The sequence below is a fragment of the Ruegeria sp. YTSA072 genome (assembly GCF_059610285.1).
Map to the genome: position 1 here is coordinate 111,718 of NZ_JBXWNI010000011.1, position 13,943 is coordinate 125,660.

A 13,943-nucleotide genomic window follows, 5' to 3' on the forward strand; every position below is an offset into this window, starting at 1 on the left:
GCACTACACTGCCGAAGCGGCAAAAACCGGCTGGCGATGTTACAAAACGTAACGGCTGAGGTCAGTAGATTTGGTCAATTCGCCCAGATTGTCGTCCACGAATTGCGCATCAACCGTGATCGAGATTCCGGCCTGATCGGGCGCGGTAAAGGACAGCTCTTCGAACACGCGCTCCATCACCGTGTACAAACGGCGCGCACCGATGTTTTCGACGCTTTGGTTCACATCGGCCGCAATACGCGCAAGGGCCGCGATTCCGTCATCGGTAAAGCTGACCGTGACCTCTTCGGTGCCCATCAGGGCGGTGTATTGACGGGTCAGCGCGTTGTCGGTTTCGGTCAGGATGCGCACAAAGTCTTCTTCGGTCAGCGCGCGCAATTCCACGCGGATCGGCAGGCGGCCCTGCAGTTCCGGCAACAGGTCCGACGGTTTGGCGATGTGGAACGCACCCGACGCGATGAACAGGATATGGTCAGTTTTGACCGGGCCGTGCTTGGTGGATACCGTCGTGCCTTCGATCAAAGGCAACAGGTCACGCTGTACCCCTTCGCGGCTGACATCGCCACCCCGCGCGTCAGTGCGGGCGCAGACCTTGTCGATCTCATCCAGGAACACGATGCCGTTCTGTTCAACGGATTCCAGCGCGATGCGGTTAACGATCTCATCATCCAGCAGCTTGTCGGCCTCTTCCCCGATCAGTGCTTCATAGCTATCGGCGACGGTCATCTTGCGTTTCACGGTACGCCCGCCAAAGGCCTTGCCGAATATGTCGCCCAGATTCATCATACCCATCTGGCTGCCGGGCTGGCCGGGAATATCGAACATTGGCATCGGGTTCGACGAGTCGGACAGCTCCAGTTCGATCTCCGTATCATCCAGCTCGCCCGCTTTCAGCTTTTTGCGGAACATCTCGCGCGTGCCTTCGCGGGCGTCAGTACCGGCGATGGCCTCGATCACGCGGTCTTCGGCGGCTTGATGCGCCTTGGCTTTGACATCCTCGCGCATATATTCGCGGGTTTGCAGGATGGCGGCGTCCGCCAGATCGCGCACGATCTGTTCCACGTCACGACCGACATAACCCACTTCGGTAAACTTGGTGGCTTCGACCTTGATAAAGGGCGCGCGGGCCAGTTTCGCCAGGCGGCGGCTGATCTCGGTCTTGCCGACACCGGTGGGACCGATCATCAGGATGTTCTTCGGATAGACCTCGTCCCGGATGTCGTCGGCCAATTGCTTGCGCCGCCAGCGGTTGCGCAGCGCAACGGCCACTGCCCGTTTGGCATCCTTCTGCCCGATGATGAAACGGTCCAGTTCCGAGACGATCTCGCGCGGGGTCAGGTCGGTCATGTGAGTTCTATCCAATTGTTTCGCACCGGAACCTAATCATAAGCCACAAAAACACAAGCTGATCACGAAAAACTCACGCCAACACACGGTCTGAACACGGAAAATCGTGGTGTTGTGAATCGCCAGACAGAAAATTGCTGCGCATAGTCTGCGGCGACGGGCAAGTTCGCCTGCACTTTGAAATGGAGACCCACATCATGATGACTCGTCGTTCGCTCTTTTTGAATGCCGCTGCAACAGGCGCCGCCCTGACTTTGGCCAGTGCCAATGTCGCTGCCGCCGGCGGTGCCAAGAAAAAGGGTACATTCGAGGGCCGCTCGAAACATATCACCACCGGTTCGGTCAAAGTGGTCAAGGACGGTGAGCGCTATATCGTTGAACTGGGCGATGACTTTTCGCTGGATAACGGTCCCGACCCGCGCGTGGCCTTCGGCAAGGACGGCACCTATGACCCGAACTCGAAACTGGGCGCGCTGCTGAACCTGAAGGGCAAGCAGTCTTATGCGGTACCGCCGACCATGGATATCTCGGGCTATAACGAAGTTTACATCTGGTGTGACGTCGCCGGCGTTCCGCTGGGTGTTGCAGCGCTTTCGTAACCGAACGACGAATTGCGCCCGGAGGCCGGTAAATACCGGCCTCTGACAAGGCGTTAGGTGCCATAGCGCCTGTCTGTTACACTCACCTCAAGGAACCAGTTCCAAGGTGTGTATCATGACGAAGATTGCCAAGATTACGTTATTGTTCGTGGTATTCGTGGATCTGATCGGACAAGGGCTGGTCTTTCCCATCATCAACTCTCTGATCATGGAAACAAAATCCGGGTTTCTGTCGGAAAGCACATCTATGGGTCAGCGCCATTTCTATTATGGGCTGGTGATCGGGTGTTTCTTTCTGTCCTGGTTTTTGGGTGTGGTCTATGTCTCAAAGGTCTCGGACTCCATCGGGCGTAAGAATGCATTGCTGGTGTGTTTAGGCGGCGCGCTGGCCGGTTATGCCATCACCATCACGGCACTCTACCTTAACAGTTTGCTTCTGCTGATCGTTGGCCGGTCGATCACCGGCTTTACGGCGGGCAATCAGCCTATTGCGCAAGCAGCGATGATCGACGGCAGCACCGATGCCGCCGACCGCGACCGCAATATGGGGTATATCATCACCGGCGTCAGCTTTGGTCTGGTCGGCGGTCCGATTATAGGCGCTGTTCTGTCTGACGCAGCAATTCTCGGCAGCTACGCAACGCTCAAGATGCCGTTCTATGGCGCATTTGTTCTGGTGTTGATCGCCATCTTCCTGGTGAGCGTCTACTTCAAGGACACCCGCACGGAACGCGCGGCTTTCGTATTTCGTCCACGTGATATCACCGACAGTCTGATCGCGGTACGTGAACACCCGTTGGTTCTGAAAATTCTGCCCGTCTATGCGCTGTTCATGATTGCCAATGTCACGTTCTACGTCTTCGTCGATAATTTCCTGACCAGTGCATGGGGCTACGGCGTGATCGGCGGCAGCATGGCAATGGTGGTCATCGGCTTTGCCTTGGCGTTTTCCAGCACATTCCTCGTGAAACCAGCGCAAGAGAGGTTCAGCAAGCATTCCATCATACACACCTCATTGGTGGTGATGGTGATCTGCGGCTTTGGCTTCGCCTTCAGCCCCAGCGGTGTTCTGAGCTACGTTCCGGTCTTCTTCTTCTATTTCTTCTTTGGCGTCGCCTACCCGACCCTGCTGGGTTTGTTTTCGTCCAGCGTTGGCGAAGCGGATCAGGGTTGGGTCATGGGCGTCACGACGGCGGTCTTCTGCCTTGCCGGTGGTGTCATGTCGCTGGTCGGCGGCGGGTTGATGAGCATCGACATCCGCCTGCCCTATTACATCGTCATCGCAACCGCCCTGCTTGGGCTGGTCGGCATGTACCGGCGCTGGAAGGGGAAAGAAATCTCGGCGCTGTTGGCCTAGATCGTCTCAACCGTCAGATTGCCATTGGTATAGACGCAGATGTCTGCGGCAATCGCCATGGCTTCACGCGCGACCTCTTCGGCGGGTTTATCGCTGCCCATCATTGCTCGCGCAGCGGCCAGGGCAAAGTTTCCACCTGATCCTATGGCGGCCACGTTGTGTTCGGGTTCCAGCACATCCCCTGCTCCGGTGATAACCAACAGGTCTTTGCCGTCGGTGACGATCAGCATTGCCTCAAGTTTTTGCAGGTACTTGTCGGTGCGCCAGTCCTTGGCCAGCTCGACCGAGGCACGGGCTAGTTGACCGGGTGTCGCTTCCAGTTTCGCCTCAAGCCGTTCAAGCAGCGTAAATGCATCAGCGGTCGAACCGGCAAATCCGGCGACAACTTCAAACCCGCCCGGCGACAGACGACGCACTTTGCGCGCAGTGCCTTTGATCACGGTCTGGCCCAGGCTGACCTGTCCGTCCCCGGCAATAACGACTTGCCCGTCTTTTTTGACACCAATGATCGTGGTCCCGTGCCATCCGGGAAAATCGCTGTCCGCCATGAAAGCCTCCGTGTTCTCAGTCGCTATATATGGGCCGGGCGCGGGATCGGCGCAACCCGTTGCACAACTTCCAAAAGATATGCACAAAACGCAAACCGGGGTTACCAGACCAGCAATTGTGAGTCCCCGCCCGTGGGACTACATGAGGCTCACAACCGACAACGGGTCGGCTGTTTCAGATATAAGGACTGGGAACATGGCAACAACTGCAAACATCCATGCCCCACTCGGAGCAGCTACCATCCTGCACGTAGTGGATGCATTCATCAATGTCTTCGACTCCGCTGTTGAGTGGAACGAAAGCCGCAAGACACGCAAGATCCTGTCGGGTCTGACCAACGCACAGCTGGAAGACATCGGTCTGGTGCGTGCGGACATCGCAAAAATCTGATCCCGCAATCAGAACCAGAATTTGAAGCAGCCGCCCGGGTATCCGAGCGGCTTTTTCTTTGTCAGCTTTGCACGTATTTACCAGCCTGATCCGGCAAATACGCCTCGATCGCGGCAGTGGCGATGACATGGCGCGTGCCAGCGGCGCCATCCACAACATCCAACCCACCCTTGACGGCCCGCACTTCGGCGCGGCCCCTTGGCAGATCGGCGACGACCTTGTCACAGTCAACCTTATCAGGTTGTTGAACGGCGATGGTCACCTGAACCCGCATCTCCTTGTGATCGATTCCAAGCTTGGAAAACAGCGTGATCGACGAATGATGCAGCGCGTCCTGCACGGCGCGACAGGCGGCTTTGGTGTAATCCTGACCGTACAGATCGTTGCCGGTGCCCATTTCCAGAATAATACGCTTCTCGGTCATTGGGCGGGCTCCATATCGAATGAGACGATGACCGCCGCGTTGGCGATCACAGTGCGGCCATCGATGTGGGGCTTATCGATATCCAGACCACCCTGCGTTACTGTGATGTTAGGCTGGCCGTACGGAAAGATCGCCTTCAGCATATCGGTATCGACCTTGTCAGGCTGCTGCACACCCACCTCGGCGTCGATGATCATCGCCTCTTTCGGAAACCCGAACAGCTCGGCCATGTTCACCGAGTTATGCCACAGCGCATCCTTGATCGCCCGCAGGGCGGCCTCGGTATAATCCTCGCGCCGCAGGGATGTGCCCATCCCGAATTCCACCAGAACCCGTGTTTTTGCCATTTGCTTTCCCTGTTTGATGGCCCAATTGAGCCAGTCACAAAAAAGGGCGCCCAAACTCGGACGCCCTTGATCAAAACCGATCACATCGGATCAGATGGATTCGTCGATCCAGCTTTGCAGTGCGGCCTTGGGTGCTGCACCGGCGCGGTTCGACACAACCTGACCGTCCTTGAAGATGAACAGCGCCGGAATGCCGCGCACGCCCATGGCAGCCGCTGAGTTCGGGTTGCTGTCCACGTCCACCTTGGCGATTTTCACCTTGCCGCCGTATTCGTTGGCCAGCTCTTCCAGAGCGGGGCCGATCTGTTTACAGGGGCCGCACCATTCGGCCCAGAAATCCACCACAACGGGGACATCGGAGTTTTTGACTTCGGCGTCAAAGGTATCGTCGGTAACGGCAACGGTCGACATATTCTGTCTCCTGAATGGGGTAAACTCGGGAACTGAACGTAGGGGCCCGTTAATCCAAGGTCAAGATATCTGGGTGCGTGACAGGGCGTGCGTCACAAGATCGTGTGGCAACCACATCAGATCAGCCGTCCTGGTCCATAGGATCGCAGTGCGGATTTCGTGGTCCGGATAGACCTGCGACAAGGCGTTGGCATACGCCCCCATCTGTCGCAAAAGCCCCTCTGGGCATGTCTCAACACTGTTGGGAACCGTTGCATTTGTTTTGAAATCAATGACCTGAACCTCGGTATCGGTGACGATCAATCGATCGATCACCCCGTGCATGCGGCGTCCGTTCAGGTCGGCTGTCACGGGCACCTCAGCCAAGGCGCCGGCGGCAAAGACAGGCCGAAGATGCGCCGCAGTCAAAACGTCGCATGCCTCGTCCAGCAGCTCTTGCCGTTCCGCGTCCTGCATATCGGGCAGAACCCGTGCGCAAACTTGCGGCCAGTCTTCCCGCGCAATCGAAGGCAAGTGTTCCAGCAGTAGGTGCAACCGCGTGCCGCGCAGCTTTGCCGCCTCTTCGTCCTGACCTGCATCGCCGGGCAAAGCCTTGGCGCCGCCCAAATCGGAAGGGCTGAGCGTTTCCGCTTCAGGCTCTGGTTGTGTGGCGGGCGACAGGAACGGGGCTGGCAGGTCCGTCACGGCAGTTAAGGTCTCTGCGGACTCGATAATTGGCGATGCGTTCCAATCACCATGTGACAATCGCAGCGTTTCTGAGCCGGGCAGCGCCACCGCCCCTGCCCGTTCCATCGCGGCTTGAACCATTTGATACCAGCTGGTCCCATCCTTGCCGACATCGCCGGCAGCCGCCACGATCAACCACTTTTCAGCCCGAGTTAGAGCCACATAGAGCAAGCGAAGCCGCTCATTTTCTTCCCGCGTTCGGGCCTCGGCGCGCGCGCGCGCAATCAACGCCGGGGACGCGTCAGCCGGAACTTTCCAAAGTGGTGTGCCCTCGGCCACCATGATCTCGGCATCGCGCGGAGCTTGCCGTTTACCCGTATCCGGCAGGATCACAATCGGCGCCTCCAACCCCTTGGAGCCATGTACGGTCATCACTCGGATCATGTTGCCCACACCGCTCATCTGCCGTTTGATTTCCAGATCGTCGGTCTGCATCCACACCAGAAATCCGGTCAGGCTGGGGATATCTGTGCGTTCATAGGCCAGCGCCTGCGACAGCAACGCGTTGATCCCGTCTTCAGCCTCGGCGCCCAGCCTGCCCAGCAGTTTACGACGGCCATCATGGCGGGTCAGGATGCGTTCGATCAGGTCGTAGGGGCGCAGAAAGTCGATCTGCCCGCGCAGGTCGTGCAGAACGGCCAGTGTTTCAGGGTACTCATCGGCGCGTTGACGTAGAGCCGCCCAAAGGAACTGTTCTTTGCGCCGATGTGCCAAGTCGAACAACTGTTGTTCGCCCCACCCGAACAGGGGCGATTTCAAAACCGTGGCAAGCGACAGGCTATCCTCAGGCGTGGCCAGAAAGCTTAACAGCGCGGCCAGGTCTTTGACCGCCAATTCCGCGCCGACCTTAAGCCGGTCTGCTCCAGCGATCGGCAGTTCAGCGGCTTTGCAGGCGCGGATGATCTCGGCAAACAGGTCCGAGCGGCGCTGAACGAGGATCAGGAAATCCCCCGGCTGAACTTTACGCCGCACAAACGTGCCGGGCGTTTCGCCATCCTCAGGGATCGTCTCACCCTGTTCGATCATTGCCTTGATCGAATGCGCCACTTTTTCGGCCAGAATGACGGTGTGATGCCGTGCGCCAGGCCGATCTACCGGATCGGTCCAGTCGGTATCGTCATCGTCTTCGACCTTTTCAACCACGGGCCACAAGTCCACGCGGCCGGGCAGATCCGCCTTGAACGCGCGGTGTTGGCTTTCCTTATGAAACCCGGCCTCAACGCGGTTTTCAAACAGGATGTCGACCAAGGACAAGATCGCACTGGAGGATCGGAATGAGTATTCTAACGTGGAATCCCACAGTTTAGAGCCTGATTCCAAGAGTTTTCGCCCAAACTCAGCTTGCATCAGATCGAATGCCTGCGGATCGGCACCCTGAAACGAATAGATCGACTGCTTTTTGTCACCGACCACAAAAATTGTGCGCTCAACTCCGGACCGGGCCCCTTCCCCGCTGGTAAATTCCTGCGCTAGTTTTTCGACCACATCCCACTGATCGGGACTGGTATCCTGCGCTTCGTCCACCAGAATGTGGTCGATGCCGCCATCCAGCCGGTACAACACCCATTCGGCAACCGCCGGATCATTCAGCACCTGCCGCGCGCGTAGGATCAGGTCGTCAAAGTCCAACCAGCCGCGTAGTTGCTTGCGCCGCTCATATTCCGGCAAAAACGCCGCAGCGAAGCGGTGCAGCACCATTGTCTTGCGCGCGGCCACCAGGGCCAGCCGATGTTCGCGCGCGGCCTCGACCCGCAGCATCAACGCTTCGAGCTGGGGCATCTGGCCCACCAGCACGTCTTCTCGCAGAGCTTTGGTGGGGAAACTGTTGATTTTGGCCGTAAAGGGTTCTTTGGCGGATTTTCCGGTCAGAAATACACTTTCCAGAATTGGCAGGCTGCTGACGCGAGCCTCGGTAAACGCTGCCAGCTTATCGGCCGCCTTGGCGTTATTGCCGCCGCTTTCAGAAAGCGCCGGCAGGATCGACCGGATCAATTCCACTTCGCCGCCCAAAAACACACATCCTATCAAAGCGTCTTCATCGAATCCGTTGGCCAGTTCAAACTGCTGCAGCACATCGGCCCATTCCAGCGGCTGCGCAAACAGGTTGCGTTTCTGGGTGATGGCCGCGGTGAGTTTGTCGAACCCAGTATCGGTGACAAACCGCGCGACGTCTTCGATCAAATTGGCTTGGGGACCTGCGGCGAAATCTTCGACAATCTCTTCACGCAAAAGGGCCGCCGCGCGGTCCTCCATCTCTGAAAATTGCGGGCTGACCCCGGCTTCAAGCGGGAAACGCCGTAGCAGTGAAGCGCAGAACGAGTGGATCGTCTGGATCTTCAGGCCACCGGGTGTTTCGATGGCGCGCGCAAATAGGGTTCTGGCCTGTGCGAGCCTGTCTGAGTCGATCTCGCCGGGTACGCCCAGATCGGTCAGTTGGGACATCAGACCGGCATCATCCTTCATTGCCCATTGTCCGAGGCGATCAAACAACCGGTTCTGCATCTCACTGGCGGCGGCCTTGGTGTAGGTGAGGCAGAGGATGTGCTGTGGCTGCACGCCGCCCAACAGCAATCGGGCCACCCGATCTGTCAGAACCCGCGTTTTTCCTGAGCCTGCATTGGCCGCCAACCAGGTCGAGGCGTCGGGCCGCGCGGCCTGTACCTGCCGCTCGGTTGCGTCGTTGCGAGCGCTCATGTCAGGTCCTCAGGCGTTGTGTCATCAGTGCGGTCCCATTCCCCGTACCGGGCCAGTTGATCGTAGTCACCCACATCTGAATCCTTGTGCAACATTCGACGGGATGAAAACCCTTGATCAGGCTCTAAATAGGCAGAAACCAACTCTTTTAGCTCGGCCAGAACCTTGTCTGGCGGCTCTTTCACCAGCGGTGCGGGTACTTCTTTGTAAGTGCCGCCCATACCAATGAAAATCGCCTCGGCCACGGGAGAAGGGTCGAAACCGTCGATACCACCCTCTTCGGCCATCGCGGCTTCGATAAGCAACTGTTTGTCGAACTTGGATTGCTGGCTTTCCGTTGGGGGCGCCCCTGTCTTGTAGTCAACTATCCGTAATGCACCGCGCTTGTTGCGATCTATCCTGTCGGCGCGCCCCACGATGGTGAAATCCAGAGGCGTTAGCAAAAGCTTCACCGCCGCCTCAAAGGCGACTGGCCCTCCGTCCCCTCGCCGCGCGATTTCAGCGGCCAGAAAATCATCCGCGATGCGTTCCAAACGCGCCAGCCACAATTTACGCGCTGTGGGCCACGCAACATGCTGATCCAACAAAGTTTCCGCGCGTTTCAAAAAGTTTTCGCGGGTCAATAAGGCGGTGTCCAGAACACTGTCTTTGACGAAATGTTCCAGAATTTCGTGGATCACGATCCCGCGCAACAAGGCATCTGGCGCTTGCACCAAAGGGTCCAGCGGATTCAGGCGCAGCACATGTTTGGCGTAAATCGCATAAGGATCGCGGATCAGCCGTTTGATTTCCGTCACGCTCAGCCGATTTGGGCGCGATGCCACTGGCGGCCGCGGAGATGGGCGCGTTGCCGGTTCGATATGCGGCGCGACTTCAAGCTGTTCCGCCCATTGCAGCCATTGCCGGCCTTTGTTGCGCATTTCTGACAGTGCCTCACGCCCGCCCTGCCCCGGCAAGCCGTGCAGCAAGTTCGTCAGGCGGTTTAGCCAGCGTGACGGAACGGTTTCTGCGTCATCGGACCGCTTGGCACGGGTCAGCCAGACCTCGGGCGCGCCGATGGCTTGTTGAAAGTCATGAGCCGACAGGCCGATCCGCCGTTCGGGCAGCAAAAGCCCGGCCTTGTCGCGCATCTGGCGATTCAGCCAGGGGTCTGGCGCGGCGGCCTCGGGCCAGCTGCCTTCATTTAGGCCGCCCAAGATAAGCAAATCTGCCCCTTGCACGCGCGCCTCGAGCGTGCCCCAGATCATAATGTGTGGATGCGGGGCGTCGCGATCCCGGACCTCTTCGCCCGCGAGCAAAGCACCCAACAGGTCGGCGAAATCATGGGCGGTCATCGGGCCGCCGTGCTGCGCCTCTTTTTCTAGTGCGCTTAGGACGCCTTGCGCCTTTTGGCCTGCGTTCTTGTCCCAGAGTGTGCCTGTTTCCCCTGACGCGCCCGCCGAAATCGCCTCAGCCAAGACGCGCAGCTTGGCAACCCAATCCGTCAATGGGAGTTGGCCTGCGATCTGTTGATCGCAGAAATGGGAGTTTAGCCAACGCACCCAGTTCTCGGGCGCTTCTTTGCGGATTGCAAAAGCGGTCAGGCTGGCGCTGTCCGGGAAAGGCGGGCCATGTCGGCGCAAATCTAGTTCAAGTTCCCGCGTGTGCAGCAAATGCGCGCCGCGCTCATCACCATCATGACACAGCGGGTGTTTCAGAAGGGTCAGCAATGCCTCGCCATCCAGACGCCGTGCGAAAAGCCCCGCCACGTGACGCAGAAACCGGCCGGGCGGCGATAGTTGCAGCGGTAGACCAGCGCTGTCATCGGGAAGGATGTTCCAGCGATCTAAAGCAGCGCTGACTTGGCGGGTCAGCATCCTGTCAGGCGTGATTAGTGCGGCAGTTTGGCCGGTTTCGGCTGCCTGGCGCAGGCGCAGCGCGATGGCCAGCGCCTCGGACCGGGGCGATTGGGCCTCGACCAAAGTCAGGTCCTTTGTGGCGCCATCCAGATCGGTCAGTTGCGGGCCTTCGGACATCCAGGCATCCGTGATCGGCGCTGGGCGTAAAGCCAGCGAAACCAAGCGGTTGCGAGCAGGCGAGGGTGGTTGATCATCCGTCCAAGGCATGACCTGATCTGGCTCCAAGCCAAGCTGTGACATCAGCTTGCGGAACCGGTACTGCGGGTGATCTTCCGATGTCAGCGCATCGTCCAACCCTCGCCAAACGCGGTCGGGCTGATCGAAATCATACCCTGGCAGGATCAATGCGCCTTGCGGCAGGCGCGCGACCGCCTCCATCAGCATCAGGGTGGTTCCGCGTGACCCGGTTGACCCGGCAAGGATAACCGGATGCTGCGGCGGAGCGACTTGCCAGCGCTCTATCAGGTTTTCCACCACAAGCCGCTGCCGGGCCTGAACATCCAGCGCATCTGGGCCTGAATCTATGATTTGATCGGCAATTCCGATGAACTTTTGCGCCCTTTCCCAATGCCCGGACATGTCACTGACATCCAAATTCCGGATCGCGTCGGGCGAAACACCTTCGCCCTGCATCTCATCAATCAACGCGGCTAGGCTGTCGGACAAGTCAAAAAGTGAAGACCGTGCAGCCAGATCAGGCTGTTGTTCCAACAGCTTAGCGATCAACTGCGTCAACTCTAACCTGCGCCGCAGCGGTGGAATCGCCGGAGGTATCTGCGCAAGATCGACGCTTTCCCCCAGATCGGTAACCAGTGAAAGATCCGGCAATAGGCACGCCGGGCCTTGGTCAAACAGGTCGCGGACGCGCCGGGCCATACGCCTTGTATTGACGACCAGTTGAACGCGCGCCAGCATCTCGGGCGGATGCGCTGCACTACGATCTTGCAGCCCCTGAACCAGCATTTTTGGGAAGTCCGAACCGGGCGGAACGGCAAAAACACGTGGAACTGGGCTGCGTTCAAACATTGGCAATCAGCCCCTCGGCGAGAGTAATCCCTTCGGGGTGGCCGACATCGCACCAGCGACCGGGATAGGTGAGGGCAAACAGACGATCCTGCTGCTGCAACCGGTCCCATAGCACGTTAAGTGAGAACGCTTTCTCAGGGATATCCACCAACCCTTCGGATTTCATGATCTGCGCACCGCCATAGATCAAGCCTCCGCCACGCACGATCCGTCCGTTCTCATCTGCTGTGAAATCGCCTTTGCCCGTGTGCCCGACAGTCTGATCCACCGGTACACACATCAACAGCGCGTCCATGTGATCGGGATTCCACGCCTCGCGGAGCATCGTCAAAGGGTTCGGTCCTGACCAGATCGCGTCTGGGTTCAGGGTGTAAACCGGGTGCGATCCAAGCAGGGGCAAAGCGGCGCGTATGCCACCGCCGGTCTCAAGAATTTCCGACGTTTCATGGGAAAGCAGAACACCCTTTGGGGCCAGGTGTGCCTCAAGCTGATCTGGCAGGTAGTGCAGGTTGGCCACGATACGCTTGGGTTGCAGGTCATTCACCAGATCCAACGCGTGATCAATCAGAGGCCGGCCGGCGACCTCGATCAGTGGTTTGGGTCGATTTTGGGTCAACGCGCCCATACGGGTGCCAAACCCGGCTGCAAACAGCATGACGGCTTCGGGGTCTTGGGTCATTTTTGTCGAAGCCTGTCCAAATTGTCAGGGGTGGGCGCGGGCAGGGTGTCGCGCAGCAGATCGGCGATGGTTACCAGCGCGGGATGTTCCAGGTCTCGCATCAGATGGGCCCAAGTCGCCGGAATCAGATCGACATAGCTGGGCTTGCCATATTCGGTTGCCAGCCGGGCAAATACGCCAAGTATGCGCAGGTTTCGCTGTGCACCCAAAACGGCGTAGGCAGTGCGGAAGTCATGATCATTTACTCCGGTCGCGGCGATATAGCGATTCAGCATTTGCATCTCGGTTCCAAGTGACACATCGCGACGCACGTCCTGCAACAACGATACCAGGTCATAAGCCGGATGGCCCAGCATGGCGGTTTGAAAGTCCAACAGACCGGCGCGCTGAACCCCGTCGCGATCCGGCAACCAGATCAGGTTTTCGGCGTGGTAATCGCGCAGCACAACAACTTTGGATCCCGAAGTTTCCCGGTGCAGAATGTCCGAGAACCGGTTTTCGAAACGGTTACGCGCATCGGTGTCGTGCATGCCCTGCACGGCCTGCGCGTATTTGGTAAAGGACAACGCGGCCAGCTCGGTCATCAAACTCGGATCATAGGATGGCAAAGACAGGCTTGGCGCGTTGTGCAGGTCGATCAGAACATCCGTTGCAACCTCATAAAGCGCACGCTCCATGCTGGGGGTCTGCACGAGCACGCGCGCGAAGAGGTCGTCGCCAAGGTCTTCGAGCAGCAGGAATCCGTAATGCGTGTCTTCGGCATAGATCTCAGGCGCGCTCAGGCCAAGGGACCGCAGGTATTCGGCCATGCGGGCAAAGTCTTTGACATTTTCCGCTTTGCCCGGAGGTGAATCCATCAACACGGCCGTCTTGCCGGTTTCCGGATCGGTCAGCCGCTCGTACCGCCGGTTCGAGGCATCCCCAGCAAGCGGCGCGTGCTTTGCATTTGACCATTTGGTCTGCGCGATCAACGCTTCGGCCAATACTGCGCGGTTTGTCATGCAGGAATCCTTAGTTTCACGGGCCATTTCGGGGCTGACCAGGAAAGAGTCAGATGGCGTGCTTCTGTCATGTTAGGGTCTGTTTCGAAGGATATCTTCACCGCAGACTCCGGTGTCAGCGGGCCCAATTTATCCGGCCATTCAATCAGGCAGATTGCGCTTTCAAAAGCCTCGGTCAGGCCCAGTTCCTCAACCTCTTCAACCGCGCTCAGGCGGTACAGGTCACAGTGCCAGATTTCCCCGGCCGGCGTGTCATAAGCTTGAACCAACGTGAAAGTCGGCGAAGGCACATCTTCGGGCTCGATCATCAGCGATTGGATCAGGCTGCGGGCAAAATGGGTCTTACCGCTGCCGATCTCGCCCTCAAGCAACAAGATGTCCCCGGGTCTCAGTTCTGTGCCGACACGGGCCGCGAATTCCGCTGTATCCTCGGGCGAATTCAAAGTGATCATGCAGGGCGAATTGGTCATGGCGCCACAATGGCCTTGCGCCCGG

The 13,943-nt window shown here is 58.5% G+C and carries 13 protein-coding genes; 3 read left to right on the forward strand and 10 right to left on the reverse strand.

From position 1 onward, the window contains the following. Positions 1-39 precede the first annotated feature (39 nt). Complete coding sequence (gene hslU / locus AC2FIB_RS17305; RefSeq protein WP_496726293.1) at positions 40-1,347, reverse strand: ATP-dependent protease ATPase subunit HslU; 1,308 nt, start codon at positions 1,345-1,347, stop codon at positions 40-42. 197 nt (positions 1,348-1,544) lie between these two features. Between hslU and AC2FIB_RS17310 the strand changes: the two genes are divergently transcribed. Together AC2FIB_RS17310 and AC2FIB_RS17315 are read left to right on the forward strand one after the other, a co-directional pair. Beyond that, positions 1,545-1,946 carry a DM13 domain-containing protein gene (locus AC2FIB_RS17310; RefSeq protein WP_058279372.1) on the forward strand — a complete coding sequence of 134 codons (402 nt, stop codon included), beginning with the start codon at positions 1,545-1,547 and terminating at the stop codon, positions 1,944-1,946. Positions 1,947-2,061: 115 nt separating this feature from the next. Continuing rightward, complete coding sequence (locus tag AC2FIB_RS17315; protein WP_496842505.1) at positions 2,062-3,303, forward strand: MFS transporter; 1,242 nt, start codon at positions 2,062-2,064, stop codon at positions 3,301-3,303. Here the strand turns inward: AC2FIB_RS17315 and hslV are convergent. Further along, complete coding sequence (hslV, locus tag AC2FIB_RS17320; protein WP_058279280.1) at positions 3,300-3,851, reverse strand: ATP-dependent protease subunit HslV; 552 nt, start codon at positions 3,849-3,851, stop codon at positions 3,300-3,302. The genes AC2FIB_RS17315 and hslV overlap by 4 nt on opposite strands. A 196-nt stretch (positions 3,852-4,047) precedes the next feature. Between hslV and AC2FIB_RS17325 the strand changes: the two genes are divergently transcribed. After that, positions 4,048-4,242 (forward strand): DUF1127 domain-containing protein, encoded by a 195-nt coding sequence (locus tag AC2FIB_RS17325; protein WP_496842506.1) that lies wholly within the window; start codon positions 4,048-4,050, stop codon positions 4,240-4,242. A gap of 61 nt (positions 4,243-4,303) precedes the next feature. Here AC2FIB_RS17325 and AC2FIB_RS17330 read toward each other — a convergent pair whose 3' ends face one another. The 8 genes from AC2FIB_RS17330 to tsaE form a co-directional block, all read right to left on the reverse strand. Then, positions 4,304-4,666 carry a Lin0512 family protein gene (locus AC2FIB_RS17330; RefSeq protein ID WP_496736573.1) on the reverse strand — a complete coding sequence of 121 codons (363 nt, stop codon included), beginning with the start codon at positions 4,664-4,666 and terminating at the stop codon, positions 4,304-4,306. After that, the gene (locus AC2FIB_RS17335; RefSeq protein WP_058275158.1) at positions 4,663-5,013 is read right to left on the reverse strand and encodes a Lin0512 family protein; all 351 of its coding nucleotides are present in this window, start codon (positions 5,011-5,013) and stop codon (positions 4,663-4,665) included. Before AC2FIB_RS17335 ends, AC2FIB_RS17330 begins: the two co-directional genes overlap by 4 nt. 90 nt (positions 5,014-5,103) lie before the next feature. Further along, complete coding sequence (trxA, locus tag AC2FIB_RS17340) at positions 5,104-5,424, reverse strand: thioredoxin (RefSeq protein WP_170410773.1); 321 nt, start codon at positions 5,422-5,424, stop codon at positions 5,104-5,106. Positions 5,425-5,484: 60 nt separating this feature from the next. Next, positions 5,485-8,844: a double-strand break repair helicase AddA gene (gene addA / locus AC2FIB_RS17345; RefSeq protein ID WP_496736570.1), complete on the reverse strand. Its 3,360-nt coding sequence runs from the start codon at positions 8,842-8,844 to the stop codon at positions 5,485-5,487. Then, a complete protein-coding gene (gene addB, locus AC2FIB_RS17350; protein WP_496736568.1) occupies positions 8,841-11,768 on the reverse strand; it encodes a double-strand break repair protein AddB in 2,928 nt (975 codons plus the stop codon). Before addB ends, addA begins: the two co-directional genes overlap by 4 nt. Beyond that, a complete protein-coding gene (locus tag AC2FIB_RS17355) occupies positions 11,761-12,447 on the reverse strand; it encodes a nucleotidyltransferase family protein (RefSeq protein WP_496736566.1) in 687 nt (228 codons plus the stop codon). Before AC2FIB_RS17355 ends, addB begins: the two co-directional genes overlap by 8 nt. After that, positions 12,444-13,448, reverse strand: coding sequence for an aminoglycoside phosphotransferase family protein (locus AC2FIB_RS17360; RefSeq protein WP_496736565.1), 1,005 nt, complete (start codon positions 13,446-13,448; stop codon positions 12,444-12,446). Before AC2FIB_RS17360 ends, AC2FIB_RS17355 begins: the two co-directional genes overlap by 4 nt. After that, positions 13,445-13,918: a tRNA (adenosine(37)-N6)-threonylcarbamoyltransferase complex ATPase subunit type 1 TsaE gene (tsaE, locus tag AC2FIB_RS17365; protein ID WP_496736563.1), complete on the reverse strand. Its 474-nt coding sequence runs from the start codon at positions 13,916-13,918 to the stop codon at positions 13,445-13,447. Before tsaE ends, AC2FIB_RS17360 begins: the two co-directional genes overlap by 4 nt. Positions 13,919-13,943: the final 25 nt, after the last annotated feature.

Excerpts from the sequence above, each read along its gene's own strand:
- AC2FIB_RS17355 (WP_496736566.1), bottom strand. The coding sequence starts at position 12,447 with ATGACCCAAGACCCCGAAGCCGTCATGCTGTTTGCAGCCGGGTTTGGC.
- hslV (WP_058279280.1), bottom strand. The coding sequence starts at position 3,851 with ATGGCGGACAGCGATTTTCCCGGATGGCACGGGACCACGATCATTGGT.
- addA (WP_496736570.1), bottom strand. The coding sequence starts at position 8,844 with ATGAGCGCTCGCAACGACGCAACCGAGCGGCAGGTACAGGCCGCGCGG.
- trxA (WP_170410773.1), bottom strand. The coding sequence starts at position 5,424 with ATGTCGACCGTTGCCGTTACCGACGATACCTTTGACGCCGAAGTCAAA.
- AC2FIB_RS17325 (WP_496842506.1), top strand. The coding sequence starts at position 4,048 with ATGGCAACAACTGCAAACATCCATGCCCCACTCGGAGCAGCTACCATC.
- tsaE (WP_496736563.1), bottom strand. The coding sequence starts at position 13,918 with ATGACCAATTCGCCCTGCATGATCACTTTGAATTCGCCCGAGGATACA.
- hslU (WP_496726293.1), bottom strand. The coding sequence starts at position 1,347 with ATGACCGACCTGACCCCGCGCGAGATCGTCTCGGAACTGGACCGTTTC.
- AC2FIB_RS17310 (WP_058279372.1), top strand. The coding sequence starts at position 1,545 with ATGATGACTCGTCGTTCGCTCTTTTTGAATGCCGCTGCAACAGGCGCC.
- AC2FIB_RS17315 (WP_496842505.1), top strand. The coding sequence starts at position 2,062 with ATGACGAAGATTGCCAAGATTACGTTATTGTTCGTGGTATTCGTGGAT.
- addB (WP_496736568.1), bottom strand. The coding sequence starts at position 11,768 with ATGTTTGAACGCAGCCCAGTTCCACGTGTTTTTGCCGTTCCGCCCGGT.
- AC2FIB_RS17330 (WP_496736573.1), bottom strand. The coding sequence starts at position 4,666 with ATGACCGAGAAGCGTATTATTCTGGAAATGGGCACCGGCAACGATCTG.
- AC2FIB_RS17335 (WP_058275158.1), bottom strand. The coding sequence starts at position 5,013 with ATGGCAAAAACACGGGTTCTGGTGGAATTCGGGATGGGCACATCCCTG.
- AC2FIB_RS17360 (WP_496736565.1), bottom strand. The coding sequence starts at position 13,448 with ATGACAAACCGCGCAGTATTGGCCGAAGCGTTGATCGCGCAGACCAAA.